The following is a 26282-nucleotide window of genomic DNA, read 5'->3' as shown; positions in this document are numbered from 1 at the left end:
AAAAACGTGACACAAACATTGCCTGATGAATATTACAAATGGATTGAAGAACTGCAAGAATTAGACTTTGTATTAGTTGAACTTACTCTCTATTTAGATACGCATCCCGACGATACTGCAGCTATAAATCAATTCAACGATTTTTCTTATAAACGAAGAGTATTAAAACAAAAAATTGAAGAAAGATACGGACCACTTCAGCAGTTTGGAAACAGTTATTCTAACGCCCCATGGGAATGGAGCAAAGGACCGTGGCCATGGCAAATATAAAGGAGAGAAACTATGTGGATTTATGAAAAAAAATTACAATATCCTGTTAAAGTGAGTACTTGTAATCCAGCACTCGCAAAATTATTAGTTGAACAGTACGGTGGTGCGGACGGTGAATTAGCCGCTGCTCTTCGCTACTTAAATCAACGTTATACAATTCCTGATAAAGTCGTTGGCTTACTAACCGATATTGGTACAGAAGAGTTCGCACATTTAGAAATGATTGCTACAATGATTTATAAATTAACAAAAGATGCAACACCTGAACAAATGAAAGCTGCCGGATTAGACGCGCATTATGCGAATCATGATAGCGCCTTGTTTTACCATAATGCAGGTGGTGTTCCTTTTACTGCCACTTACATTCAAGCGAAAGGAGATCCTATCGCAGATTTATACGAGGATATTGCAGCTGAAGAAAAAGCACGAGCGACTTATCAATGGCTAATTGATTTATCAGACGATCCCGATATAAATGATAGCTTACGCTTTTTACGCGAACGAGAAATTGTCCATTCTCAACGTTTCCGAGAGGCTGTAGAAATTTTAAAAGAAGAACGTGATAGGCAAATTTATTTTTAATACACATATCCTAGCGATATGTGTTTTTTTACGTTATAAGTGAAATTCTTCCTGCATTAACATATAAATAGTATATTTATTCAATTTTACGCATTATTTTAAAATATTTTTAAAATTCCCTCTTGCTTTCTAGTCATCAGACCTTTAAAATAATAACAGTCAATCGACAAATTATTTGAATTTTCGACAAAAAAACGCTCATTAGGAGGCTTTTCTTTATATGCGTACAACTTTAAAACCAGCGCAAATACTTTCGATTAGTTTATTACTATTCGCAGTTTTCTTCGGTGCTGGTAATATGATTTTCCCGCCTCTTCTCGGTCTTTCTTCCGGAGAAAATATGTGGGTTTCCATTACAGGATTTATTATTACAGATGTCGGTTTATCTTTACTAGCTATCGTCGCTGTTGCCCTTGCTGGTGGTAGTTTTAATACTTTAGCGAGCCGTGTTCACCCAAAATTCGCAGCAGTATTCGCTATCATTATTTATCTTTCCATCGGCCCACTATTTGTTATTCCACGAACTGGAACTGTATCTTATGAAATTGGGATTGCACCACTTTTCCCAGATCAATGGTACTCTATGTTAGTTTTTAGTGCGATTTTCTTTATAGTCGTCTACTTCTTATCGTTAAATCCATCCAAATTAGTAGATCATATCGGAAAAATATTAACGCCAATTTTGCTTGGAATTATTGCAATTATGGCAACAAAAGCGATTCTTTCACCAGGATCATTTGCAGAACCTGTTGGTGACTATAAAGAAATTCCATTTTTCAAAGGATTTCTTGAAGGCTTTTTAACATTAGATGCAATCGGAGCACTCGTATTATCAACGATTGTTGTAAATGCAATTCGTCAAAACGGGATACAAGATAAGAAATCCATTGCGAAATATACAATTATTTGCGGAAGCATTGCGGCTCTTTTCTTAACAATTGTTTACTTCTTACTCGGTTATATTGGCGCTTCAAACGGAAATTTAGGACAATTCGAAAATGGCGGTCAGCTATTAGCAACTGTTATGTATCAATTCTTTGGGACAAGCGGTAATGTTTTATTAAGTATCGCAATTATCTTTGCTTGTTTAACGACTGCAATCGGTGTTGTAAGTGCATTCGCCAACTATTTCACAACAGTACTAACAAATGTTTCATATAAGAAGCTTGTACTATACGTTTGTATCTTTAGCTTCGTTATTTCAAACTTAGGATTAAGTTTATTAATCAAAATTACATTACCCGTATTAATCATTTTGTACCCAATTACAATCATTTTAATTTTCGTATCATTTATCGATAAATATACGAAACGTAAACCTTCTGTCTATATCGGAGCGATGATTGCAGCATTCATTATTAGCTGTATTCATGCACTTGATAATGTGGGAATGATTCCAAACTTTATCGCGAATATCGTACACACCATTCCTTTTTATAACTTAGGAATCGGCTGGATTGTTCCGGCAATAATTGGTGTTATAATCGGATACTTTATTCCGCAAACAGAAGCTGAAGGTGAAGTTTCTACAAAATAAAGAAAAGAAGCAAGCATTGATTATGCTTGCTTCTTCTTTATTTTCAAATCGTATGCTTAAACGTAAACAGCTCTTCTTTTGACTGCACAGCAGGTTGTTCCTTTTCTACATCTGTCTTCTTTCTCACTCCGCCTAACCTTACTTTCATCATCGCCTCTTCTATACTTTTTACAATCATATTTCCTGAAAAGATAGTAAGTCCGAAAAATGTAATTGGAACGAGAGGAATCCACGGATTAACTGTTAATGATCTAAAATAAACTCCAATTAAACCTGACCATTCATGTGTGTAAGAGTCTATTTCTTCTACCGGTCCTAAAAACTTAACAGTTCCGCCAAAGAATACTTCCAGTAACCCTAAGTGGAGTAAAATAGTAAGAGTCTGCGTAAATTGCTGAAGAAATACAAGTATAAACGTCATATAGAGATGCGGAAAAAGATGCTTTATAACAATGTGTCTTTTTGATCCACCTAATATACACGCAGCCTCAATGAATTCTTCGGTTCTCAATTTACGAACTTCCTTCGCAACATACAGTGCAATAACTGGCATCACAAGCATTACAAGTAATACAACTTGAAACGAAGCCCTTTCAAAAAAAGTTATTGTTTCCTCTCCACTTCCAAAGGTATTCACAGATTGGAGAAAGAAATACGCAATCATAACTGTTGGAATAACTGTAAAACTATCAAAAAATGCTTCGATTTTTGAAAACCCTCTTTTTATGTACGTTCCGAGTACAACACCAAAAAATACACCTATTACCATTCTAAGTGCCGCAATTAAAATAGATATACCAATCGTCCACTTCGCGCCTTCAATGACTAAATGTAACAGGTCATATCCTTTCCGGTCTGTCCCGAGTAAAAATTGTAATGAAGGTGAAAACGGTGGTACTTCTGGATTTCCAGCCGCGTCATATTGCAGTGTAACTTGTCTAATGTGCCCACCATTCCATATCGTATTTCCGATGCTCAAAAGAACTAATATGAGAAGAAACCCTATGCTTATCCAAAATCTTTTATCGCGTTTTATATACGTCCACATATTATAATCTCTCCTTCATCGCAGCTGGAATGAGATAATGAAACAATTTGAATAAAATAAAAATCGGAATATAAATAAGCAGTACACTAACGATGAAAACCTCAACCCTAATACCCTCATAAGATTTCAAAAACATAAAAATACCACCCGTATTAAAAATCCATTCTATAATATATAAATTGGATAACATAAAAAAGATATTCGTTTTCGCAAAGAAAAGTGTACTAAGTAACACATTTCGTAAAATATGACGATTTAAAATATGAAAGCGATTCAGCCCTTTCGCCTTAGCAAATAGTACATAATCTTTTTCTAGCTCATTTTCAAAACGAAGCACTAACATTTTTACAAACATAATCGTAGTCGGTATAGTCAAACAAAATATTGGCAATCCTCTAATCGACTCGCCTCCGATTGACGCGATTTGAAAAGGTAAAAAACCTGTTTGTTTAAAAAACCATATAACTAAAATTTGTGAGCCTAAAATAAGAAGAATGTCTGGGATGGATTCTAGGAAGATGAGAAATGATTTAATTCGATGTTGTATACGCGGTGAACTACTCATAATCACATAAACAATACAAAATGCTACAAATAATGAAATAAAAAAAGCAGCTAAAAAAATAACAATCGTTTCTTTATAATGGATGAACAACTGTGGGAATAAAAATTTATCTCTCACATATTGCAAATTGGAGATATCCATTAAGTTCACAAACACTTCTTTTAAACTCTTTATGTACTTTGATGCATTCAGCTCAAACCCATAAAATAATTTCGGCAGTGCCCCTAAACAAATAATACCCAAAATCGAAATAATAAATTGAATCGTCACTTCCATCCCATTCAGAAAAACTTTTTTGACCACGTTTTCCCTTCTCTCTATATATAATTTACCCTCTAATTTTATTCTTAATTTTCTGAATTGTAAATATTTATAAAACGAAAAAATCACTAGGTTATGATCCTAGTGATTCTTTATGCGCATGCCCTTCTCTTTTCGCAAACGGCATATACAAAATAAAACATCCCATAAGCGCTGCAATTTCTAATGAAATAATATAGTAAGGATGCGGCCCTAACATATCGAGTAATGAAGCAGTTTCTGGCTTACGAGCTAAAAACATATAATTACCGCCTGTTTTGTAATTCACAAACGAAACAATTGGAATCAATATATTTAAAAATACCATCGTACGCTTAATAGATTGTAATGTCGGACGATATCCTTCCACCCATGTCATAAAGAGTGGTGCCCAAATGAGCAATATATGTGCGATAAAGAATTCTATAAAGCGAAAATGCGGAAAAGCATATTGCACGTTCGGTGTTAAAATGGCTTGCGATGCACCGATAATCCCTGTAAAAAACACAATCTCATATATTCGATAACTTTTCGTTACAATCATAATCGACGCTAACAACAAACTTATCGTACATAACTCAAATGGTAATGAAGTGCCTAGCTCAAAAATACCCACTTCCCATTCCCACATATGAAGTCCAATCTCACTTCCTATAAATAGAAATGCAATCGCATATCGAACCGTTATATTCCACTCACTTTGACGCAATAAATCTTGGTATTGATACAGAAAAAATATCCCCACCAACATAATAAATAATATAATGACATGTTGCCTCGAGTACGGAATAAATGGTTTTAATGGATGCGCACTAAAATAAGCTTCCATCTTCCTTCCTCCTCTCCTTCATACAATATTATTGTTAGAAAGAAACAACGAGTCAATTCATTTGCTTAAACTAGGACAACCTCTACCTTACATTTAGATATTCATACCTTACAAAACTGTAAGGTTATTGTAAGCTAAAACGATTTGTCAGATTCTTCACCTCTTTTATACTTAATTTAGATACTAAAACGAACGAAAAGGTGATAAATAGATGAAGAAGAAAAATAAAGTGTTAATTACTAGTGTAGTAGCGATCGGAATTGCAGCTGGATCATATTTTGCATTTGCTGGCGGTAGTTCAGAAGTAGCAATGGCATATAGCGGTTATAAAATTACGGAAAAACAAATTGAAAATGCACAAAAATTTGGCGGCGAAGTTATTCCAAATGGTATTGAAACAATTTCATTCGATCCAACAAAAGGTACGTATGAATTAGCTGTTAAAAAAGGTGATGAAGTGAAAAAAGGTCAGCTTCTATTCAAATATAATGACCCTACTGCTAAACAAGGTGTAACAGAAGCAGAAATGCAAAAGAAAATCGCACAAAAAGAAGTAACATTGTTCCAAAAACAAATTGATGCAGCGAAACAAAAATTACAAAAAGATAAAAATGCAGGCCTTCCCGCTGAAGCATTAAAAGCATCAGAAATTGAAGTTGGGCAATTAGAATCACAACTTGAAATGAAGAAGTTTGAAGTAGAAAAAGCTGATGAAATGATTAAAGTAGCAAAAGAGAAAGTAAACACACTTTCTGTAACAAGTCCAGCCGACGGTGTAATTGATGATATCGTAAAAACTGCTGATGAAAAAACAGGTATGAGTGGCATTACACTTCGTCACGCTGGTCAATTTAAAGTAAAAGGTCAACTTTCTGAATATGAACTTGCTAGTATGAAAGTTGGGCAAGAAGTAACTGTTTCATCAAAAACTGTCGCTGGTAAGACTTGGACAGGAAAAGTAACAGAAATCGGTTCTACACCATTAAAGAGCATGGACGAAAATAAAACTGTTTCTAATTATCAATTCACTGTCACATTAGATAATAGTGAAGAATTACAAAACGGCTTCCATGTTTACGTAACAAGTAAATCTGGCGAAGCAACTGGTACGATTGTTCCGAAAAGCAGCATTGTGAAAAAAGGTGACAAAAATGTTGTCTTCGTTGTAAAAGACGGTAAAGCGAAAGAACAAGCAGTTACTGTTGAATTTGAGACAGATAGCGAAGCAAAAGTTTCTGGAGTGAAAAAAGGAGAGGAAATTATCTCTAAACCTGAAAAAGACTTAAAAGACGGTATGGAGGTTGTCACTCAATGATTAACTTAAAAGGCATCACGAAATCTTTCCAAAATGGTGCAGAGTCCGTTCAAATATTACACGGAATTGATGTAACACTAAACCAAGGAGAATTCACTTCTATTATGGGACCATCTGGTTCTGGTAAATCAACATTAATGAACATTATCGGTTGCTTAGATAAACCAACGACAGGTGCGTACGAACTAGCTGGTCAAAACATTTCAAACATGTCTGAAACAGAACTTGCACATGTTCGTAATAAAGAGATCGGATTCATATTCCAAAACTTTATGTTATTACCGAGACTTACAGCACTTCAAAATGTAGAACTACCTCTTATTTACGCTGGAGTCGATAAAAAAGAAAGACGTGAGCGCTCATTAGCAGCTTTAACAAAAGTCAGTTTAGCTGATCGTGCTACTCACTTACCAAATGAATTGTCAGGTGGACAAAAGCAGCGTGTCGCAGTCGCACGTGCAATCGTAAATAACCCGAAATTTCTCTTAGCAGATGAACCGACGGGTGCACTTGATACGAAAACAAGTACACAAATTATGGATCTCTTTTACGAATTAAACAAACAAGGCTCAACAATCATTATGATTACCCACGATCGTGAAATTGGGGAAGCGGCAGCACGTCAAATTGTAATTCGTGACGGAAATATCGTCCAAGATTGGAGAGGTTAATTTTGAACACGAGTGAAAATATACGCATGGCCCTTTCCTCTATCTTTGCTCATAAAATGCGTTCTATATTAACAATGCTAGGTATTATTATCGGTATTAGCGCCATTATTACTATCATTTCAATGGGTGATGGTACAAATGCAAAGTTTAAAAAAGAGTTAGGCCAAGGAAAAGATACGGAAGTAACGATTTACTACAACAACCCTGATTATGGAACTGATAGTGCCAAAATCACACCTGATATGCTAAAACGTCTTCAAACTGTACCAGGCGTTAAAGATGTTTATCCAGATGTAAGTATGAAAGTAAAAGCATCTTCTGGTTCAAAAGATGTCTCTCTTGATTTAAAAGGTGGAACAGGCGCCTTTATGACAGATTCGAAAATAAAATTAGTTCACGGTCGTGAATTAAACGACAGCGAATTAAACCAAGCAATTCCTGCTGTTATATTAAATGAAGAAGCTTTCAACAAATTATTTAGTGGTTGGGAATCAAATTTATACACAGATGTAAAAGGAAAGCCGTATAAAATAGTCGGTGTATACGAAACGAAAAACGAATTTGGAATGGCTATGCCTGAAGGTTATACATCTCTTGAAAACGCGCCTGTCATTTCAGGAGTAAATGAGTATGACTCTGTAAAATTAACAATGACCTCTCCAACAGAACGTAAAAGTGTAGAAAAACAAGCTGTTTCTGTTTTAAACGACATGAAAGCTCCTAAATTCGAGCACAAATTCGAAGCACAGGACTTAGGTGAATTTACGAAGCAATTAGACGAATCCATCGGTATGATGAAAATGGTATTCGGTGGCATTGCCGCTATCTCCTTACTTGTTGGTGGTATCGGTGTAATGAACATCATGCTTGTATCTGTAACAGAACGTACACGTGAGATCGGTATTCGTAAAGCACTTGGTGCAACGCGCGGTAAAGTATTAACACAATTCTTAATTGAATCTTGTATTTTAACAGGACTCGGTGGTTTCATCGGATTCATGCTTGGTATTTTCTTCGCTTGGATCGTCTCAATCTTTGCCGGATGGCCACTCGTTATCTCAAAAGAACTTGGACTTCTTTCAGTAGGTATCTCAATGCTAATCGGTATTGCATTCGGTTTACTACCAGCAAACAAAGCTGCTAAACTTGATCCAATTGAATGTTTACGATATGAGTAAATAAAAAAACGTAGGAGTTTACACTCCTACGTTTTTTATTTTGTTGAAGGCAAATGTAATTTCATCGACGTTTTGACAAAAATAAGAACCTCTAACTTCTATTATATAAAGTGAAACTATAATCAGTGGGGGTTTTGTTCACCCCCCACTGATTATTAGCCTTCACCAATCGGGCTTTTACGGGCAGTTAATCTCCCACCTAACTTCTTTGCTTCAGCCGAATTTTGAGGTGAGGGTTTTACTGCCCGCCAATAGCGGGATAATTCTACTGCAACTCGCGAACCAACTCATAACGATATCATCCCTTTAAATCATGTTTCTTCTATTATATATGTTTCATGTTGCGATTATCTTTTTATCCTTGCAACTTTCATTTCGCATTACCACTATCCTACAATCCTATTATTGCAAAAATAATATGTAAAAGAACAAATTCAAGGCGTAATTTTTTCCATACTACAACTTATTTTGTAACAATTATATCTCTATTTCATTAAAATCCCCCCTATATATACGACTTCACACACAAGAAGATTATATTTTCATAACTACATTACGATTCAAATAGTTAAATACCCCTTTTTTGTAACGTTACAGAAACATTCAAGCAACACTACTGATACATTATTAATCTATTAGTAATTAAAAAAGTGTTGATTTTATGAATCGTATGTTCTAATCCCCTCAAAAACGCAAAGGAAACGCTATCAGGATATTAATGGAATTATTACAGAATATTAATGCCTCGTTACGAATGCTTTGTAGTTTTGTGTTTTCCGCAAATAAGAAAATAATGGTTGCTATAATGAGGTCAACGAAAACAAATGCAATGGAGGCTATTATGAAAAAATTTATGGGTATAGCAACAGCAGCGGTTTTTGGTCTTGGGATTTTCACAACATCTGCTAAAGCAGAAACAATCGTAACGACTGATGTACTAAATGTACGAGAAAACCCAACTACTGAATCACAAGTTGTCGGAAAGTTATTAGATGGATATAAAGTTAACGTTTTACATACAGAAAACGGATGGTCAAAAGTTAAATTAAATAGTGGTAAAGAGGCTTTCATAAGCGCTGACTACACAAAAGATACTTACTACGTAACAGCAAACGTATTAAACGTACGTGCTGGAGCAAATACAGATTCAGCGATTCTTGGTAAATTGAAAAAAGATGATGTAATCGAAACAACACACCAAGTACAAAATGATTGGATCCAATTTGAATATAACGGCCAAACAGCTTATGTACACATTCCTTACTTAACAGGAAAAGCACCAGTTAAAGTTCAGCCAGTAGTTAAAGCTGAAAAAGTAACTAACGTTCAAGATACAGCTAAAGTTCGTGAAGCAGTTAAAGCCGGGGAAGTAGCTGAAACTCAAGCAAAAGCTAAGGCTCAAGAAGCAACTAAAGCTCGTGAAGCAGCTGAAACTCAAGCAGAAGCTAAGGCTCAAGAAGCGGCTAAAGCTCGTGAAGCAGCTAAAGCTCAAGAAGCAACTGAAGCAGCTAAAGCTCAAGCAGAAGCTCAAGCAGAAGCTAAAGCTCAAGAAGCAGCTAAAGCTCGTGAAGCAGCTAAAGCTCAGGCAGAAGCTGAAGCTCAAGCAGAAGCTAAGGCTCAAGAGGCAGCTAAAGCTCGTGAAGCGGCTAAAGCTCAAGAAGCAGCTAAGGCTCGTGAAGCGGCTAAAGCCGAGGAAGCAGCTGAAGCTCGTGAAGCGGCTAAAGCCGGGGAGGCAGCTGAAGCTCGTGAAGCAGCTAAGGCTCAAGAGGCAGCTAAAGCTCGTGAAGCGGCTAAAGCTCAAAAACCAGCTACACAACAACCTGTTGCAAAAGAAACTGAAACAAGTGCACCATCTTCTTCTCGTGAATTAAGAGTTCAAGCAACAGCTTACACAGCGGATCCACTTGAAAATGGTTACAAAGCAGGAGACCAAGTAAAATCAGCTATGGGTCATAACTTAACAGCTAATCCAAACATGAAACTAATTGCAGTTGATCCAAGTGTCATTCCATTAGGTTCAAAAGTATGGGTTGAAGGTTACGGAGTAGCAATCGCTGGTGATACTGGTGGAGCTATTAAAGGAAATAAAATCGATGTTTTAATGCCAGATAAAGGTACATCAAGTAACTGGGGACGTAAAACAGTTACAGTGAAAATTTTAAACTAATTATTAAAAAAAGAGTTAGTCTCATTATTGAGGCTAACTCTTTTTTTATGATTCTTACACTCTTTCTTTCTCTTGAAGGTAACTAATATTATCCCGAATCCATTTTCTCTCTGACAAAAACAAGTTTCCTCGTTTTTTATATACTTTATCAAACGTCTTTAAAACTTCTTCATGAGTAGCAAACTTATGTAAGAAACGAAGAGCAATGACGATCTCTGATTCATCAGTAGGCTCTACTTCATTTTTACGTCTTCTAGAAACAACTTTAGTTACACGTTCGCTAATTGGTTGAATCGCCATTTCATCTCCATATGCATAAATAGCTCGAACAGCTTCGTATTTCACCATAACATTTCTATCCTTTAAAGCTTCAATATAAACTATTTGTAAGTCCGCTCCCCCTATTTTCGCTAAAACCTCAATAACAGTTGAACGAACATAAGCACTATCGCAATGTAAAAGCTTTGTTAAAGGTAAGATTGATCGCTTTGTTCCAATCTCATATAAAGTGGCACATATATTTACAATATCATCTCGATTCTCTTCCACTGTAAGTAACTTCAATAAAGCATCTTCTGCTTCCAACGATTTACACAACTTTAAAGCGATGACAGCAGAATAACGAACTCCACTATTTTTATGATATATGTAAGGAATAATTTTATGTGCATTGCTTGCTTCAGATAATTTACTTAAATCTATGAGCATGCTATCTAACACCATCCTGCTTTCTTCACTTTCTAACCGATCTATCAAATAATCTGCAATATACATCTCTTTAGTATTTATTGCAAGTCGTGTAATTAAAAAATAAAGATTTGTTTTTATATATACTTTTCGTGCTTCCATTACTTTCTCTTGGAAACAAGAAAAAAGCGATACATCATTTAACTGCCTCGCTTCTTCATACGCACATTGTCGAATACCTGCTTCTTCATCCGCCATCCGCCTTAATAAATCATCTATATACTCTTCCATCTCCTTCTCCCCCGTCCAAGTTAAATCTATCCCTTTGAATTCTATATACGATAGACTACTATTTCAACAGAAAAAAGAGGATGCTATAGCATCCTCTCTTACCTTCCCTATTCCACACAAGTAAACTGTGTCCAAGCTCCTACATAATCTAGTAAGAATAACTCTTCTTCTGCAATTGTACCGACAATATTTTTCCGTTCATCTATTGGCATTTCTTTCAGAATGATTTGTAGTTCACCTTTATACTTTCCAAATAGGTTATTACCAATTACAACTTGCCCTCTTTCCTGTCGTACACTTTCGCGCACTGGGAAGTCATAGTCTTTGTACTTTTTACGTACTTCTGTAGAACGTACCATATACTCTGTTATGTCACCGCGTCTTACGTGTAATTCTTGCAGTGTCGCTCTCTTCTCTACTTCAGTCGCTTCGTCTACAAATTGTACCTTTAGCTGTAACATGTAACGATTTAAGTTTCCTAGTTTCTCTAACTCTTCTTCACTCGCATAAGCATTTCCGATAATAACATCATCAATAAACCCTGTTGCCCATAAATGTTTCGCTTGTACTTCAATTGGTAAGTTACGATGTTGTTCTAACGTACATAATCCATCATTAATATCCCATGGACCGATGTCAGCTGCATGCGATGTAATAAAGGCTGCACTGCGAATACCATGCTTTTTGAAGCGTTCACTACAGCGAATGAAATAATCATACGGAAGACCAGTGAATTTTTGCGGATAAAAATTGTGACAACCAATTAAAGCTGATTTATTCGCTTGATGCGAAAGGATATTTTCTAAATAGGCAATATCATTACTTACATTCAGCTCAATTTTTAAGCCATATGGATTATTCGTCATTTTCGCTTCTGTTAACCCGTCAAACCCTACATCTAAACGAATTCCATCTGCACCTAACTCTGCAAAGAATGATAGATCACTATAACTAATACCAAGTTGATCGAATACAGCCGGAGCTACATCTAAAATAACTTCCATATTATACTCTTTTGCATGCCCAATAATTTCTTTAAATTCAGCTACAATTTCCTCTTTTGGACGATTAACAGACAGTAAACAAGTGAATATTCTTGAAAAACCGTGGCGTGCCGCTGTCGAAATGTATGCCATATCTTGTTCTTTCGTTGAATGCTCTGGATAAAGTGAAATTCCTAATTTACGCTCCATGCTTTTGCATCTCCTTCACACGTTGTATTAATGCCATGCTCGTAAATCTATATTTTGCAGATAAACATGTTGCACATAAAATCGTTGGTACGATGATAAAGTACGGTGATTCTAAACTAAATGCCACATAAGCCCCCATTGAACATCCAATAAATAATATCGACACAAGTAGTAAAACTAATAGCGATTTACTTTGTACCCACTTTGAATAATGTGCAATACACTGCCCCGCCACGAATGTAATTAAGATGATAATTGCTCCGAGCATTCTGTTTTCTCCTCTCCTGCTAATTGTTGCTTCTCATACATTTTGAAGAATGGATAGTAAATAACGAATGAGATAACAAAGTTAACAAGTACAAGTACACCAGCCATAATTGTCCAGTCCGTACTAATAATCGCTGCAATTGGCGCTAACATCGTAAATGGCAGCTTCGCCATCATGAGCGGAATCATACCTGAAACAACTGCGAAATATGATACCGTCGTTGTAACTAACGGTGTAATAACGAACGGAATAATTAAGATTGGATTCATTACAATTGGTGCCCCGAAAATAATTGGCTCGTTAATATTGAATAAACCTGGTACGAATGATAATCTACCTAACTCTTTTAAGAACTTAGATTTAGAGAACATAAACATAATTACTAAAGCTAACGTTGAGCCTGATCCACCAATCCATACGAACCATTGAATAAATTGCTCTGTAAATAAGTTTGGTAACTGATGTGCATTTCCTGTAGCCGTGAATACTTCCATATTTTCAAGAATTGCTGAATCCCACATCGGACGGATGATTGGTCCTAAAATCGCTGGGCCATGTATACCGAACGACCAGAAGAACACGATTAAGAATACTGTTAATAAACCGCCGAATAAATTATTTCCTACTAATACTGATTTTAATGGTGCGATTAAATATGTGATTGTTGTGTTTACATCAAATTTCAAACCGTAACGAATACCCCAGAATAAAAGAATAACTACTAAAGTTGGAATTAATGCTGCAAACGAGTTTGCAACTGCTGGTGGTACACTATCTGGTAATTTAATCGAAATATTATGCTTAATCATAAAGTGATAAATTTCTACTGCAATTAATGCTGTCACAATAGCTCCAAATAAAGACGTAGCACTTAATGTCCCTACTGAAATATATCTTCCTGCATCAATAACACCTGGTACAGCTTTTGTTATTTGAATTGGTTCAACTGATGCTAGTAAAAAGGCGAGTACAGATAATAATCCTGCACTTAATTGATTGAGCTGATAAAAGTTCGCGAGTGAGGCCCCTACCCCAAATGCTGCGTATAAAGCCATTAAGCCTACTGTAAATCGGAATGGAATATCTAAAATATGACGAAACGGTGCAATCCACTCCATATATGCATCAATTGGTAAGTTTAAAAAGATAACGAAAAATGACCCGACAATCGTTAACGGTAATGTAGAAATAACTCCATTTCGAATTGCTAATAAATGTCGTTGCCCCGCAATCTTTTGCGTTGTTGGCATAATCTTCTGTTCCATAAAACTCATAAAACCATTCATCGATAACCCTCCCTATGTTCAATCTGACAAAAGTAAAAGTTATAACATTATAATGTTTATATTTAAAAAAATATAATTACGCTAAAACTAATTGTTCAGCTTGCTTAAGTACTTTCAAACCATCACACATACCATAATCTCGCTGCTCTATAATTGCAACTGGTATATCGTATGACTTTGCAAGAAACTCTACCGCTGGAAACAAATACTTCACCTGTGGTCCAATTAAAACAACATCAGCATTTTTTATTTCCAGTTTCACAAGTTCCGAATCAACTGCTTTAATTTTATAATCCTTCCCTTGTTTCTTTGCCTCTTCTTGCATTTTTCTTACAACCATACTCGTTGACATGCCTGCTGCACAACATAATAAAATGTACATATTATACTGTCACTTTCTCTTCCACTCGTTTATGAAGAGTAATAAATTCCTCAGCAAGTTCTTTCACTGTAATCGCATTCATTAAATGATCTTGTGCATGCACTAATAATAAACTTATTTCTGCATGATTGCCTCTTGCTTCCTCTTGAATTAAATCGGTTTGAATACGATGAGCGGATGATATTTCCTCACTAGCAAGTTCCATCTTTTCACTCGCATTCTGGAAATCTCCTTGTCTTGCAAAAGCAATTGCTTCAAGTGCCGCGCTTCTCGCGTTACCACCATGTAAAATTAACGCAAATGGAGTTTGCATATCAGTCATTTTAAATTCCTCCAAGCTATGTTTTTTCTATATTTTCATCTTATTATGAAAACGCATACAATTAAACATAAAAAACTTCCGTTATGTAACGGAAGTTTTAATATACTTTTTCATAATGATAGTAAGATTTCTTGAAAATCATCAACAGCTTGAGCCTGATGCAATTTTTCTATTATAGTTTGATTAGACATAATATCATATAAAAAATCATAAAGCTTTTGTAAATCTTCATTATTATTGCGCTTCACACTAAATAAAATAATAACTTGTACTTTTTTATCTCCCCAGTCAATCGCCTTATCGAGTGTACAAAACATCAAAAATGTCGTATCGCTTAATAATTGCATCGGATGCGGAATTGCCACTAAGTTTCCAACCGCTGTAGGAGATGTGTTCTCTCTCTCCATAACAGAAGCATAAAAGTTTGCGGGTACATAGTTTTTCTCAGCAGCTTTCTCACATAAAAACTGAATAACCTCTTCTTTCGTAGAAGCACTACGATTTAAGAAGATCAAATCTTCCTTAATATATTGCTGCATACTATCATTCACATGTGTAAATAACTGCTTACCAATTGATTTAATCTCTTTATCATCAAATATTGAGTTTACCTTTATAACCGGAACAGGCAAACCACTCGGTATATGAATCGTACTAATAATACAATCTATTTTATCTTTATAAAGATCTTCCACTTTCAATTGATAGTACCCTGTAATACCTACAATCTCTAGTTTATCTCGGAAATGTGATAGAATTTTATATTTCAGTAGTTGTGCACTCCCTTGACCAGTTGCACAAACTAATAAACATCTTTTCTTTTGATTATTTTCCTGCAAGCGGCTCATCGCTCCACCAAAGTGAATGGCAATATAACCAATCTCACTCTCTGGAATGGATTCACCCGTATATTCACCAATTATATCTCCAACGAGAACTGCAATTTCAAAAGCATATGGATAATTTTTTTTCACTTCTGCCAAAAGAGGATTCCTCGTATTTAACTTATATCTCAAACGATTTAATAACGTTTTTAAATGAACACCAAAACCAAATAATAATTCTTCATCGTAATAAAAAGTAAGATTCCGTTCTTCCGCTACTTTGAAAAGAATATGCTGCATGAATGCATATACGTCTTTCCCTAATAGCTCTTCTACATTTTCATAGCGATCTCTCGCTGTAACAGCAGTACTTAATAAATGCATCGTCACATATAAAATTTCTTCTTCTGGAAATTGAAGCTTTAGCTCTGCCCCTAAATTCCCTAAAATCTGTTTCGCAATTTTATATTCTTTCTTTATTATAAGTTCAGATTCCTCTACATGCAGTGCTTGAATGTAATGATCATCCCTGCATCTCTTTAAAGCAATCGCAATATGAATTGATAAATTATCAATTTCTATATCTGATAAATATATCGTTCCTCCCTCGATATACTTTAGTATAACTGAGCGGATGAGAGAAATATGGGGTAACGATAAATATGTGTCCGTCTGCTCATAGTTCTCATGAAACGGAGTATGTTCATACCGCGGTAAACCATATTGTGATAAACAAGAACGAATATTAAATTCTTCTCCTACAATACGTATACCATAATATGGTCTTTTTTCAATTTGTAACTCATAGCGACTACAAATATCCGTAACATCTTTCATAATTAAGTTTACAGTAGATTTACTCACATAAATCTCTTCCGCTAGCTGTGAAAGCTTCACATACCCATCTGTCGTTAAAATACGGTGTAAAATATAAGCTACTCTTTCTTCATAAGAAGTTGGAATCTTTTCTGTCTGTTTTTGAAATACATTTACGCAAAAATCTTCAAACTTCTTAGTTTGTATAATTTCTAGTTCGTACCCATTCCCTCTTTGTGATTCAATTTTCGCTCCGTGTTCTTCCAATATATCATTTAATAATTTTATATCCTTTTGAATCGTCTTCGTTGATACGTGTAAACGGCTCGCTAAAAAAGCTCGATTTAACATCGATTTCTCTTCTAAAAACTCCTCTAAAATGGAAATTAATCGCTGATGCACTTTTGTCATAGCTCTTCCTCTCGCTCTTTATATAAAAGGGAAAAAGCCACTGAAATCAGTAGTTTTTTCCCTTTTATCCCACGTTCATTATTTCTTTAGCGTAAATCCAAACTTATCCCAAGCTTGTAAATAATCTAATAAGAAAATTTCTTCCTCTATAATTCGGCCAACTACATTTGTTTTTCCTGTATTCACCATATCTTTTAAAGCAATTTGCAATTCACCTTTATATTGGCCATATTGCTCATTATCAATTAAAAGATCGCCACGCTTAATTTCACGCGTATTATGCGGTTTAAACTCTTCTTTTTTATATTTCACACGACTTTGTGTAGAACGAATCATATATTCAGATACATCCCCGCGATAAAAATGAGGTTCTTCTAATACGATAATTCTTTCTAAATCTGTTGTTGTATCGTATAGTTCTATATCAAATGTTTGTTTCTCTTTATTTAACGCACCTAGTGCTTGTAATTCTTCTTCTGAAGCATAAGCATTCGCAATAATAACATCATCAATTAATTCTGTTGCAAACAAATGCTTCGCCTGTGTTGTCATCGGTAATTCGCGATGCTGCTCTAACGTACATAACCCTTCTGTTACTGGCCAAGGTCCATATGTTGCATCGAATGATGAAATAAAAGCAGCTGTTCTCATACCGTAATCTTTAAATTGTTTCGAGCATTTAATAAAATGATCGTATGATAATCCTGAATAACGATGCGGATAGAAATTATGACAGCCAATTAAATTTTCACGATTTGGTCTATGACTCATAATGTTATCTACATACTTCGTACCGTTACTCATATTAATCTCAATTTTTAAACCGTATGGATTGTACGTCATAATCGATTCTTCTAATCCTGAGAAACCAACATCTAAACGAATACCGTAAGCACCTAGTTCATGGAAAAACGATAAATCATTATAAGAAATACCTAGTTGCTCAAAAACAGACGGACTAATATCAACCAATACTTGGAATCCTAATGCATTCGCATGAGAAATTATTTCTTTAAACTCTTCTACAATTTTCTCTTTTTCGCCATCTACAGATAATAAACATGTGAATACACGTGTAAATCCGTATTTACTTGCCAATGTTAAATACTCCTTATCTTCCTCTACTGTCGAATGTTCTGGATAAATAGAAATACCTAATCGTCTCATATGTACACGCCTCTTTCTTCATCATATTGTAAACCCTTTCAAATATTTGTAGTGAAAAAAGTATGTATCCCCTTCTCGTCCACTACCATTTGAATTCGCTTTCTTTAAAGAAAAAATAATTTCTATCATTCATAACAACTACTAGTCTATACATCTATACTTTACATCTTTTTTTCATAGTTGTGTAGTCTTTCCACAAATTTGTCAGTTTTTTTGCCTCGAAAATTGTTATACGTTTTCAAGGCACCTTCCTTGACTGTTACGTTGACCAATACATATACTCGAAAGAACAGAGATAAAGTGAAACTTTAATCAGTGTGGGGTTTTGTTCATCCCCCACTGATTATTAGCCTTCACCAATCAGGCGTTTACGGGCAGCACGACTCCCACCTAACTTCTTTGCTCCAGCCGGATTTTGAGGTGGGATTTTTACTGCCCGCAAATAGCGGGAAAACTTTTATATAGGGGATGAATATATGGGAGAGGCAGTACTCGTAAAACGAGAACCGTTATGGACAAAAGAGTTTATTGCGCTAATTCTAGCAAACTTATGTATGTTTTTAGGATTTCAAATGTTAATTCCAACTTTACCTGTTTATGTGAAAGAAATTGGGGGCACAAGTTCAAATATCGGATTCGTTGTCGGCATGTTTACCGTTGCAGCACTTTTTATTAGGCCGCTAACTGGAAATGCCTTGCAGAAATTCAACAAAAAAATCATTTTAATGATCGGTACCGCTATTTGTTTACTCGCTATGGGCAGTTATCTTTTCGCTTCAACCGTTTTCCTATTGCTTGCCGTTCGAATTTTACACGGAGCTGGTTTTGGTATTACAACGACTACATACGGAACTGTCGTTTCAGATTTAATTCCGCAAGCTCGCCGCGGTGAAGGCATGGGATATTTCGGTCTTTCTGGAACTATCGCCATGGCGCTCGGTCCGCTTATCGGACTTTGGCTTATGCAAGCATATAACTTCACGATTCTTTTTTTATGTGCACTTTCATGCACAATAGTTTCATTAATATTAACGAAACTACTTCAAATCAAAAAATCGCCGCAACCACCACAGCAAACATCTGGTACCTTTCTCGATGGATTTATTGAGCGTAAAGCTTTACTTCCTTCATTATTAATATTATGTATTACATTAATGTACGGGGGAATTGGGAGCTTTATCACATTATTTGCTACGGAAGTCGGGATTGCTGATATCAGTCTCTTCTTTTTATTTAACGCACTTGCAATCGCTGTAACTCGCCCGTTTTCTGGAAGATTATATGATACGAAAGGCCATACATTCGTCATCATTCCAGGAGTTATTATTACGTTTACAGGTATTATTTTGCTGTCATATACAACTACAATTCCGAGCTTAATTATTGCCGCAGCGTGCTACGGAAGTGGTTTCGGAGCAATTCAACCGGCACTACAAGCATGGATGATTGACCGAGTAGCACCGCACCGGAGAGGAGTAGCAACAGCAACATTCTTCTCAGCATTTGATCTTGGAATTGGTGCTGGAGCGATTATTTTTGGATTCATTGCACACTTTACCAACTATGCAACTGTATATCGATATTCCTCTCTATTACTTATCGCTTTTCTTTTCATTTACATCACAAACTTACGGAAACAAAAACAGGGAGATAAAACAAACGAAAAAGCTGTTGGGTAATGCTAATTGATTCTTTTTTGAGATACTTGGACTAAGAAAATCATATATACACAAATACAAAAAGCAGTGGATTCCTAAGAAAAATCACACTGCTTTTTGCATTGTATTGAAGAGTGAACCGCTGTTCTATTTATTCATGTTGTTCGTATGATATTAATATATAGAACGAATTGGAGGAAATATTAATGAAAGCAATAGTGTACACAAAATACGGTCCCCCCGACGTTCTTCAACTGAAAGAGATAGAAAAACCTGCTCCTAAGGACAATGAAATACTAGTAAAAATAAAAGCGACAACCGTAACAGCAGGAGATATTCGCTCACGAAGTTTTACGGTTCCCTCTTCTGTTTGGCTACCCGCTCGAATCGCACTTGGCTTTAAGCAACCGAAAAAACAAATACTCGGAATGGAATTGGCTGGTGAAGTTGAATCGGTAGGAAAAGACGTCACACGATTTAAAAAAGGAGACCAAGTTTTTGCAGCTACCCAAGTAAATTTTGGTTCTTATGCTGAGTATATTTGTCTACCTGAAGGTGGAGCAGTGTACATAAAGCCCTCCAACATATCCTATGAAGAAGCCGCAGCCATCCCAATTGGAGCACGTACAGCTTTATTTTTCCTTAGGAAAGCTAACGTTCAAAGCGGTCAAAACATTCTTATTTACGGAGCTTCTGGAAGTGTCGGAAGTTATGCAGTACAAATTTCCAAGTATTTCGGCGCAACAGTTACAGGTGTGTGCAGTAGCTCCAATTTAGAATTGGTCAAATCTCTAGGAGCTGACGAAGTAATTGATTACACCACAAAAAATTTTTCTACTACAGACGAAACTTATGATGTTATCTTTGAAGCGGTAAACAGGAGCTCCTTTTCAGAGTGTATTAAAATGTTAAAGGAAGATGGTACCTATATAAATATCGTTGAACCGTTACCAAGTGCTCAAATGCTCTGGACTAAATTGACAAGTCGCATGAAACTCATATTAAGTCAAAACGCACCTGAAACTTCCGAAGCATTAAACTTCCTTAAAGAACTTGTTGAGAACGATAAAATAAAAGTGGTCATTGATAGGCAATACACTTTTGAAGAAATTATTGAAGCTCACATATATGTTGAAAAAGGACATAAGAAGGGAAATGTCGTCATAACTATGGAGCATAATGACGATTCTAAATAAAGAAAAAACACTTTGCATAATTGTTAAAATGCAAAGCACCGAAAGTTTTTAACATAAAAAAGCAGAGCAAATTCATATGCGAATTGCTCTTTTTTATTGTTGCGAGCATCTCAAAAGAAAACAGTTTAAAATAATTTAATCGTTTTTTACTTTCATTAAATAAATCCATTTCAAACCTCCCCCGTTTCCCTACATATTTTTCTAACTTTAATCAAAAAATATGCAAAGAACCATCATCATAACAAAATAAAATTCCAATCCGCATACCCAGTTGGGTAGTTTCCCTTCACCTATTTTTACTATCAATAAATAGTGTGATAAATGTGACTTCTTCACAAAATAGTCATATACCATGCATGAAAACCAATTAAATCCAGGTGTTTCTTTAAAGAATTGTAAACTTTTTATCACTTTGTAAATTTAGTGTAAATTTTACAGACAAACCGTTTACAGTGCCTCAAGGTTTAGTTAATAATTACATCGTACATGAAATTTAAGGAGTGGAATGCGTGGAATACAATATTCAAGATATGATCTTCCAGTTCATTGGTGGATTAGGTATTTTCTTATTCGGGATTAAATACATGGGCGATGGACTGCAACAAGCAGCTGGAGATCGTCTTCGCGATATTCTAGATCGTTTTACAACAAATCCTCTTATGGGTGTACTAGCAGGTATGTTAGTTACTGTATTAATTCAATCAAGTTCAGGAACAACCGCTTTAACAGTCGGACTTGTAAGTGCCGGATTTATGACATTAAGACAAGCAATTGGTGTTATTATGGGTGCGAACATCGGAACGACAGTTACTGCATTTATTATCGGAATTAAAATCGGAGAATACGCTCTCCCAATTATGGCAGTTGGAGCAATCTTACTATTCTTCTTTAAAAATAAAAAAGTACATTCTGTAGGTCAAGTTGTATTCGGTTTTGGTATGTTATTCTTCGGTTTAGAATTAATGAGCGCAGGTATGAAACCTCTTCGTTCTTTAGAGTCATTCCAAGAGTTAATGGTTAGCATGAGTGATAATCCAATTTTAGGAATTGTTGTTGGTACAGTCTTCACTTTAATTGTACAAAGTTCAAGTGCGACAATCGGTATTTTGCAAGAACTATTCGGTCAAGGTGCAATCGATTTACAAGCTGCTCTTCCTGTATTGTTCGGTGATAACATCGGTACGACAATTACAGCCGTATTAGCAGCAATCGGTACTTCAATTGCAGCAAGACGTGCAGCATTAGTTCACGTTATCTTTAATATTATCGGTACCATTATCTTTACGATTATATTAATACCATTTACAAGTTTAATTCAATATTTCCAAACGTCATTAAACTTAAATCCAGAAATGACGATTGCATTTGCACACGGGACGTTTAACGTAACGAATACAATCATTCAGTTCCCATTCATTGCAGTATTAGCCTGGATTGTAACAAAAATTATTCGTGGTGAAGATGCATCTATTAACTTCAAACCGCAACATTTAAATCCAATCTTTATTGAGCAATCTCCAGCTATCGCTTTAACAGAAGCTCAAAAAGAAATCATTCGTATGGCTGAGTTTTCATTACATGGATTAAAAGAAGCAAACCAATTTTTAAATACACAAGATAAAAAACATGCTGACATGGCTACTCAATTAGAAGGAGCTATTAACAATTTAGATAAAAAAATTACCGAGTATTTAGTTTTACTATCAGAAAAACCACTTTCACCTACAGACTCTGAAAAACATTCAGTTTTAGCAGGTGTTGTTGGAGATATTGAACGTGTCGGTGATCATGTAGAAAACCTTGTAGAACTTGTAGATTTCCAAATTTCAAACCGCGTTTCACTATCAGATGAAGCACTAGCTGAATTAAATGAAATGCTTGAATTAACAATTTCAACATTACAAGATGCAATCAATGCTTTAACAAACTTCGATACTGAACTAGCACAAACGGTTATTGCAAAAGAACGTAAAATTGACCAAATGGAACGTGTTCTACGTAAACGTCACGTATTACGTCTGAACGAACGTAGCTGTTCAGGTGATGCAAGCATCATCTACGTTGATATGGTAAGTAACTTAGAGCGTATCGGTGATCACGCTGTAAATATCGCTGATGGTGTTTTAGGTGAACAAGGAAAAGTAAATTTAAAACAATCATTATAATAGGAAAGAGACGCTAATTTAAGCGTCTCTTTTTTCATTTCATCTTTACAACCGTTCTTCCTTTTAACTTTCCTTGCAGTATAAGTGCAAACTTCTCATCTAATTCTTTTAATGTACATTCTTCTGTATAAGATAATAGCTCTGAATTTTTCCACTCACCTGCTAGCAATGCCCACACGTCTCTTCTCACATCTACTGGACATTGAACTGAATCTATTCCTAAAAGGCTAATCCCTCGTAATATGAATGGGTATACACTTGTATTTAATTCATGCCCTGCTACGTTACCACACGTTGTTACACAGCCTCCATACTTAACTACCTTTAAAGAACTTTCTAACATGCTTCCGCCTACAGTATCGACAACCCCAGCATATATTCCTTTAAGCATCGGTCTCCCTGATTCATCACTCAACTCCGTGCGATGAATCATCTTTTTTGCACCTAAACGTAGCAGCATCTCTTTCTCTTCCATTTTCCCTGTTGCCCCTACTACGCTATATCCTAGCTTTCCTAAAATACTAACTGCTACACTGCCTACTCCGCCCGTAGCACCCGTTACTAAAACATCTCCCATACTAGGCGTAATTCCCGCTCTAATAAGCTTATATACCGATAGGGCAGCTGTAAAACCTGCTGTCCCGTACATCATACTTTCCTTCAAAGTCATTTCTTTTGGTAAAGGAACAACCCAAGATGATGGCACGCGAATATATTCCCCGAAACCACCAGAAGTATTCATACCTAAATCATATCCAGTTACAATAACTTGATCGCCTTCCTGAAAGGCGTTATTTCCACTACTAACAACCTCTCCTGCTGCATCTATGCCAGGTGTATGAGGATATGTTCTCGTTACACCTTTATTACCAGTAGCTGAAAGGGCATCTTTATAATTTAATGAAGAATAATGAACACGTATTAATACGTCTCCTTCAGGTAAACTATTTACTTCTCTCTCAACAAGCTTTCTTTCAAATTGATTATTTTCCTTTTCTTTCACGACAATTGCTCGGAATGGTGTATGATTCATTACGCTCTCTCCTTCATCCGTAAAATCCTTCTTTATTATATAAGAAGTACATATACAGCTAATCACATCTTCTTGGCTATATTTCAACAAATCTTACTTCTCTATCACTTTCTCACATTACATATTTTCATTTCTACTAAAACAACTTATACTTATTCTACATCTCAAAAATAAAATATAGAAAATCTAACTTTTTATAAATAAATTGAATTTTTACGAAATGTAAATGATTTGTAATGTTTTTTTTCGCTAAATTTCATTATAATAAGTGGATATGAGTGTCGTATTTCAATCCAAATGAAGGAGTACAAGAAATGGAGCAAAACCCATCTTTACAAGAAAATACACGAACTAAACCGAAAAATAGTAAGAAAAAAACAAAAATTATTATAAGCGTTATTCTATTAGTTTTAATAATAGGTGGCGGTTATACATGGTTTTTAGTAAATAAAGCATCTTCTGCTGTTCGAAATGCCGCTCACGATTTAGCGCGCGGTGATAAATCTGATTTACGTGATAAAGCTGTAAAACCTATTACAAATAACGTCTCTGTCTTAATAATGGGTGTTGATGAAAGCGATGTCCGTGGGAAAGAATATGGTGAAGCTATACGAACGGATGCACTATTACTTGCAACCTTTAATAAAGATAGCAAAACTGTAAAACTATTAAGTATTCCACGAGACACATATACTTATATTCCAGTAGAAAAGAAAAAAGATAAAATTACACACGCTCATGCATTTGGTTCTACTAAAAACGGAAAAGATGGTGGACCACAAGCTAGTATTGATGCAGTTGAAAAATTAATGAATGTTCCCGTCGATTACTTTGTAAAATTCAACTTTAAATCATTCATGAAAATCGTTGATGATTTAGGCGGCATTGAAGTTGACGTACCAGTTGAGTTTACTGAACAAGATAGTAATGATAACGCCGAAGCAATTCACCTGAAAAAAGGTGTTCAAAAGTTAAATAGTGAAGAAGCTCTTGCTCTTGCTAGAACAAGGCACATTGATAGTGATGCGATGCGTGGTCAACGTCAGCAACTCGTTATTGAAGCAATTTTAAAGAAACTAACAAGCGTCGGATCCGTAACAAAAGTTGGTAACATCATTGATGATATTAACGGACAATTCGTTACAAACTTAACATTCGACGATATGCTTTCATTCTATAAATATGGAGCAGATTCTTCAATTGAGAAATTACAAATTGAAGGTGAAGATTGTTACATGGCAAAAGGTGATGATACATGTAGTAAGTCAGCTGGTGGTGGCCGAACTTACTACTACAATCCAGATAAAAAAGAATTAGCTAATGTTACAAACGAACTTCGTAGTCACCTTGGACTACCTGCATATACAAAATCTGATTCTGATTCTGATTCGAAAAAAACAAACTCAGAGAAAACAAAAGAATCTAAGTCTGCAAATACGAGTGAACGCGAATCAAGTAACAATGAAACGAATAATAAGAATCACAGTGAAGATACAGAAACATCGTCTAATGACAATGAATAAAGTGAAGCAGTGCTCTATGGAGGTAGAGCACTGCTTCTTTTTAATGCTTTCAAAACAAAAAAATCAGAACTTTCCAACTATCTTTTTTAATATTTTTAAATTATAATAAATAATAGTAATCTATTCCAATTATCAGGGGGCTCACACATATGAAAGCTGCAGTAAAACATAACATTTCAGATTTTAAAGAGTACTTAAAATCAAACGATATATATATGGAAGAAAATATAGATGAAAATGATGGTTCTGTACATTTCTCAGTAGGACTAGAAACAGAAGCTGGCGCAAAAATTCAACTTATCGCTGCTTTCCAAAGCGAACATCCTGCTGTGGATATATACTGCTTCAATGTTGCTCTTGTACCTGATTCAACATCAACAAATGATATTTTACATGTCATCAATGAATTAAACACATCTTATCGATTTGCAAAATTCACGCTAAACAAACAAAATGCAATTGATATTTCAACATCTCTTGCATTCTCAGAACCAAACTTTAATCCCGCACTTGTCTTTGAACATACGAGAATGCTATATAAACTGGCAAACGATGAGTATAAGAACTTAATGAAAGTTATTTGGGCGTAAATAAAAAG

At 35.4% G+C, this 26282-nt stretch carries 24 protein-coding genes; 12 read left to right on the top strand and 12 right to left on the bottom strand.

From position 1 onward, the window contains the following. Window positions 1-6 precede the first annotated feature (6 nt). The 3 genes from MHH59_RS04145 to brnQ2 all read left to right on the top strand — a co-directional run bounded on the left by MHH59_RS04145 (window position 7) and on the right by brnQ2 (window position 2389). The gene (locus tag MHH59_RS04145) at window positions 7-270 is read left to right on the top strand and encodes a spore coat protein CotJB (RefSeq protein WP_000194952.1); all 264 of its coding nucleotides are present in this window, start codon (window positions 7-9) and stop codon (window positions 268-270) included. Window positions 271-282: 12 nt separating this feature from the next. Beyond that, window positions 283-852, top strand: a complete 570-nt coding sequence (gene cotJC, locus MHH59_RS04140; protein WP_002010774.1) for a spore coat protein CotJC — start codon at window positions 283-285, stop codon at window positions 850-852. 220 nt (window positions 853-1072) lie between these two features. Further along, on the top strand, window positions 1073-2389 hold the full coding sequence (brnQ2, locus tag MHH59_RS04135) for a branched-chain amino acid transport system II carrier protein BrnQ2 (RefSeq protein ID WP_340850851.1): 1317 nt from the start codon (window positions 1073-1075) through the stop codon (window positions 2387-2389). 43 nt (window positions 2390-2432) lie between these two features. Here the strand turns inward: brnQ2 and MHH59_RS04130 are convergent, their stop codons facing one another. From MHH59_RS04130 to MHH59_RS04120, 3 genes are all read right to left on the bottom strand, one after another. After that, complete coding sequence (locus MHH59_RS04130) at window positions 2433-3437, bottom strand: ABC transporter permease (RefSeq protein ID WP_050000849.1); 1005 nt, start codon at window positions 3435-3437, stop codon at window positions 2433-2435. A 1-nt stretch (window position 3438) separates the two neighbouring features. Next, entirely contained in the window at window positions 3439-4305 is an 867-nt protein-coding gene (locus MHH59_RS04125; RefSeq protein WP_340850849.1) for an ABC transporter permease subunit, read from the bottom strand. A gap of 91 nt (window positions 4306-4396) precedes the next feature. Further along, window positions 4397-5131: a YwaF family protein gene (locus MHH59_RS04120; RefSeq protein WP_002186681.1), complete on the bottom strand. Its 735-nt coding sequence runs from the start codon at window positions 5129-5131 to the stop codon at window positions 4397-4399. A gap of 211 nt (window positions 5132-5342) precedes the next feature. Between MHH59_RS04120 and MHH59_RS04115 the strand changes: the two genes are divergently transcribed. The 4 genes from MHH59_RS04115 to entC all read left to right on the top strand — a co-directional run bounded on the left by MHH59_RS04115 (window position 5343) and on the right by entC (window position 10462). Further along, window positions 5343-6446 (top strand): efflux RND transporter periplasmic adaptor subunit, encoded by a 1104-nt coding sequence (locus tag MHH59_RS04115; RefSeq protein WP_002186682.1) that lies wholly within the window; start codon window positions 5343-5345, stop codon window positions 6444-6446. Then, window positions 6443-7117 carry an ABC transporter ATP-binding protein gene (locus tag MHH59_RS04110; RefSeq protein ID WP_002087431.1) on the top strand — a complete coding sequence of 225 codons (675 nt, stop codon included), beginning with the start codon at window positions 6443-6445 and terminating at the stop codon, window positions 7115-7117. The genes MHH59_RS04115 and MHH59_RS04110 overlap by 4 nt, the downstream gene beginning before the upstream one ends. Before the next feature lie 26 nt (window positions 7118-7143). Beyond that, on the top strand, window positions 7144-8295 hold the full coding sequence (locus MHH59_RS04105) for an ABC transporter permease (RefSeq protein ID WP_002029935.1): 1152 nt from the start codon (window positions 7144-7146) through the stop codon (window positions 8293-8295). 718 nt (window positions 8296-9013) lie between these two features. Beyond that, window positions 9014-10462, top strand: a complete 1449-nt coding sequence (gene entC, locus MHH59_RS04100; RefSeq protein WP_340850847.1) for a cell wall-binding protein EntC — start codon at window positions 9014-9016, stop codon at window positions 10460-10462. Window positions 10463-10516: 54 nt separating this feature from the next. Here entC and MHH59_RS04095 read toward each other — a convergent pair whose 3' ends face one another. From MHH59_RS04095 to MHH59_RS04060, 8 genes are all read right to left on the bottom strand, one after another. Then, window positions 10517-11440 (bottom strand): HEAT repeat domain-containing protein, encoded by a 924-nt coding sequence (locus MHH59_RS04095; protein ID WP_215560906.1) that lies wholly within the window; start codon window positions 11438-11440, stop codon window positions 10517-10519. Between the two features lie 107 nt (window positions 11441-11547). Continuing rightward, on the bottom strand, window positions 11548-12633 hold the full coding sequence (locus tag MHH59_RS04090; protein ID WP_050001263.1) for a DUF871 domain-containing protein: 1086 nt from the start codon (window positions 12631-12633) through the stop codon (window positions 11548-11550). Further along, window positions 12623-12901: a hypothetical protein gene (locus tag MHH59_RS04085; protein ID WP_002087437.1), complete on the bottom strand. Its 279-nt coding sequence runs from the start codon at window positions 12899-12901 to the stop codon at window positions 12623-12625. The genes MHH59_RS04090 and MHH59_RS04085 overlap by 11 nt, the downstream gene beginning before the upstream one ends. Further along, entirely contained in the window at window positions 12877-14187 is a 1311-nt protein-coding gene (locus MHH59_RS04080; protein WP_001013048.1) for a PTS sugar transporter subunit IIC, read from the bottom strand. Before MHH59_RS04080 ends, MHH59_RS04085 begins: the two co-directional genes overlap by 25 nt. Window positions 14188-14263: 76 nt before the next feature. Then, window positions 14264-14569 (bottom strand): PTS sugar transporter subunit IIB, encoded by a 306-nt coding sequence (locus tag MHH59_RS04075; protein ID WP_002087440.1) that lies wholly within the window; start codon window positions 14567-14569, stop codon window positions 14264-14266. 1 nt (window position 14570) lies between these two features. Beyond that, window positions 14571-14891, bottom strand: a complete 321-nt coding sequence (locus MHH59_RS04070; protein ID WP_002125414.1) for a PTS lactose/cellobiose transporter subunit IIA — start codon at window positions 14889-14891, stop codon at window positions 14571-14573. Between the two features lie 110 nt (window positions 14892-15001). After that, window positions 15002-16942, bottom strand: coding sequence for a BglG family transcription antiterminator (locus MHH59_RS04065; protein WP_002125412.1), 1941 nt, complete (start codon window positions 16940-16942; stop codon window positions 15002-15004). A 78-nt stretch (window positions 16943-17020) separates the two neighbouring features. Beyond that, entirely contained in the window at window positions 17021-18109 is a 1089-nt protein-coding gene (locus tag MHH59_RS04060) for a DUF871 domain-containing protein (RefSeq protein ID WP_002169106.1), read from the bottom strand. Between the two features lie 476 nt (window positions 18110-18585). Between MHH59_RS04060 and MHH59_RS04055 the strand changes: the two genes are divergently transcribed. The 3 genes from MHH59_RS04055 to MHH59_RS04045 all read left to right on the top strand — a co-directional run bounded on the left by MHH59_RS04055 (window position 18586) and on the right by MHH59_RS04045 (window position 23128). Beyond that, a complete protein-coding gene (locus MHH59_RS04055) occupies window positions 18586-19788 on the top strand; it encodes an MFS transporter (RefSeq protein ID WP_002169107.1) in 1203 nt (400 codons plus the stop codon). Window positions 19789-19973: 185 nt separating this feature from the next. Further along, entirely contained in the window at window positions 19974-20963 is a 990-nt protein-coding gene (locus tag MHH59_RS04050; RefSeq protein WP_098632414.1) for an NAD(P)-dependent alcohol dehydrogenase, read from the top strand. A gap of 509 nt (window positions 20964-21472) precedes the next feature. Further along, window positions 21473-23128: a Na/Pi cotransporter family protein gene (locus tag MHH59_RS04045; RefSeq protein ID WP_098632415.1), complete on the top strand. Its 1656-nt coding sequence runs from the start codon at window positions 21473-21475 to the stop codon at window positions 23126-23128. Between the two features lie 34 nt (window positions 23129-23162). On the opposite strand, the gene MHH59_RS04040 is transcribed toward MHH59_RS04045, so the two are convergent. Continuing rightward, on the bottom strand, window positions 23163-24161 hold the full coding sequence (locus tag MHH59_RS04040; protein ID WP_098632416.1) for a YhdH/YhfP family quinone oxidoreductase: 999 nt from the start codon (window positions 24159-24161) through the stop codon (window positions 23163-23165). A gap of 278 nt (window positions 24162-24439) precedes the next feature. Between MHH59_RS04040 and MHH59_RS04035 the strand changes: the two genes are divergently transcribed. Together MHH59_RS04035 and MHH59_RS04030 are read left to right on the top strand one after the other, a co-directional pair. Continuing rightward, on the top strand, window positions 24440-25684 hold the full coding sequence (locus MHH59_RS04035; RefSeq protein ID WP_098632417.1) for an LCP family protein: 1245 nt from the start codon (window positions 24440-24442) through the stop codon (window positions 25682-25684). Between the two features lie 149 nt (window positions 25685-25833). Continuing rightward, the gene (locus MHH59_RS04030; protein ID WP_002029912.1) at window positions 25834-26274 is read left to right on the top strand and encodes a hypothetical protein; all 441 of its coding nucleotides are present in this window, start codon (window positions 25834-25836) and stop codon (window positions 26272-26274) included. The last annotated feature ends 8 nt before the right edge of the window (window positions 26275-26282 follow it).

Source organism: Bacillus sp. FSL E2-0195 (genome assembly GCF_038003645.1).
GTDB lineage: Bacteria > Bacillota > Bacilli > Bacillales > Bacillaceae_G > Bacillus_A > Bacillus_A mycoides.
This window is presented reverse-complemented; position numbering and strand designations above follow the sequence as displayed.

What these genes read in the sequence shown, in the direction of transcription:
- MHH59_RS04065 (WP_002125412.1), bottom strand. Translation starts at nt 16,942, where the DNA reads ATGACAAAAGTGCATCAGCGATTAATTTCCATTTTAGAGGAGTTTTTA.
- MHH59_RS04120 (WP_002186681.1), bottom strand. Translation starts at nt 5,131, where the DNA reads ATGGAAGCTTATTTTAGTGCGCATCCATTAAAACCATTTATTCCGTAC.
- MHH59_RS04115 (WP_002186682.1), top strand. Translation starts at nt 5,343, where the DNA reads ATGAAGAAGAAAAATAAAGTGTTAATTACTAGTGTAGTAGCGATCGGA.
- MHH59_RS04080 (WP_001013048.1), bottom strand. Translation starts at nt 14,187, where the DNA reads ATGAATGGTTTTATGAGTTTTATGGAACAGAAGATTATGCCAACAACG.
- cotJC (WP_002010774.1), top strand. Translation starts at nt 283, where the DNA reads ATGTGGATTTATGAAAAAAAATTACAATATCCTGTTAAAGTGAGTACT.
- MHH59_RS04095 (WP_215560906.1), bottom strand. Translation starts at nt 11,440, where the DNA reads ATGGAAGAGTATATAGATGATTTATTAAGGCGGATGGCGGATGAAGAA.
- MHH59_RS04075 (WP_002087440.1), bottom strand. Translation starts at nt 14,569, where the DNA reads ATGTACATTTTATTATGTTGTGCAGCAGGCATGTCAACGAGTATGGTT.
- MHH59_RS04110 (WP_002087431.1), top strand. Translation starts at nt 6,443, where the DNA reads ATGATTAACTTAAAAGGCATCACGAAATCTTTCCAAAATGGTGCAGAG.
- MHH59_RS04050 (WP_098632414.1), top strand. Translation starts at nt 19,974, where the DNA reads ATGAAAGCAATAGTGTACACAAAATACGGTCCCCCCGACGTTCTTCAA.
- MHH59_RS04105 (WP_002029935.1), top strand. Translation starts at nt 7,144, where the DNA reads ATGGCCCTTTCCTCTATCTTTGCTCATAAAATGCGTTCTATATTAACA.
- MHH59_RS04060 (WP_002169106.1), bottom strand. Translation starts at nt 18,109, where the DNA reads ATGAGACGATTAGGTATTTCTATTTATCCAGAACATTCGACAGTAGAG.
- MHH59_RS04040 (WP_098632416.1), bottom strand. Translation starts at nt 24,161, where the DNA reads ATGAATCATACACCATTCCGAGCAATTGTCGTGAAAGAAAAGGAAAAT.
- MHH59_RS04085 (WP_002087437.1), bottom strand. Translation starts at nt 12,901, where the DNA reads ATGCTCGGAGCAATTATCATCTTAATTACATTCGTGGCGGGGCAGTGT.
- entC (WP_340850847.1), top strand. Translation starts at nt 9,014, where the DNA reads ATGGAATTATTACAGAATATTAATGCCTCGTTACGAATGCTTTGTAGT.
- MHH59_RS04130 (WP_050000849.1), bottom strand. Translation starts at nt 3,437, where the DNA reads ATGTGGACGTATATAAAACGCGATAAAAGATTTTGGATAAGCATAGGG.
- MHH59_RS04030 (WP_002029912.1), top strand. Translation starts at nt 25,834, where the DNA reads ATGAAAGCTGCAGTAAAACATAACATTTCAGATTTTAAAGAGTACTTA.
- brnQ2 (WP_340850851.1), top strand. Translation starts at nt 1,073, where the DNA reads ATGCGTACAACTTTAAAACCAGCGCAAATACTTTCGATTAGTTTATTA.
- MHH59_RS04090 (WP_050001263.1), bottom strand. Translation starts at nt 12,633, where the DNA reads ATGGAGCGTAAATTAGGAATTTCACTTTATCCAGAGCATTCAACGAAA.
- MHH59_RS04070 (WP_002125414.1), bottom strand. Translation starts at nt 14,891, where the DNA reads ATGACTGATATGCAAACTCCATTTGCGTTAATTTTACATGGTGGTAAC.
- MHH59_RS04055 (WP_002169107.1), top strand. Translation starts at nt 18,586, where the DNA reads ATGGGAGAGGCAGTACTCGTAAAACGAGAACCGTTATGGACAAAAGAG.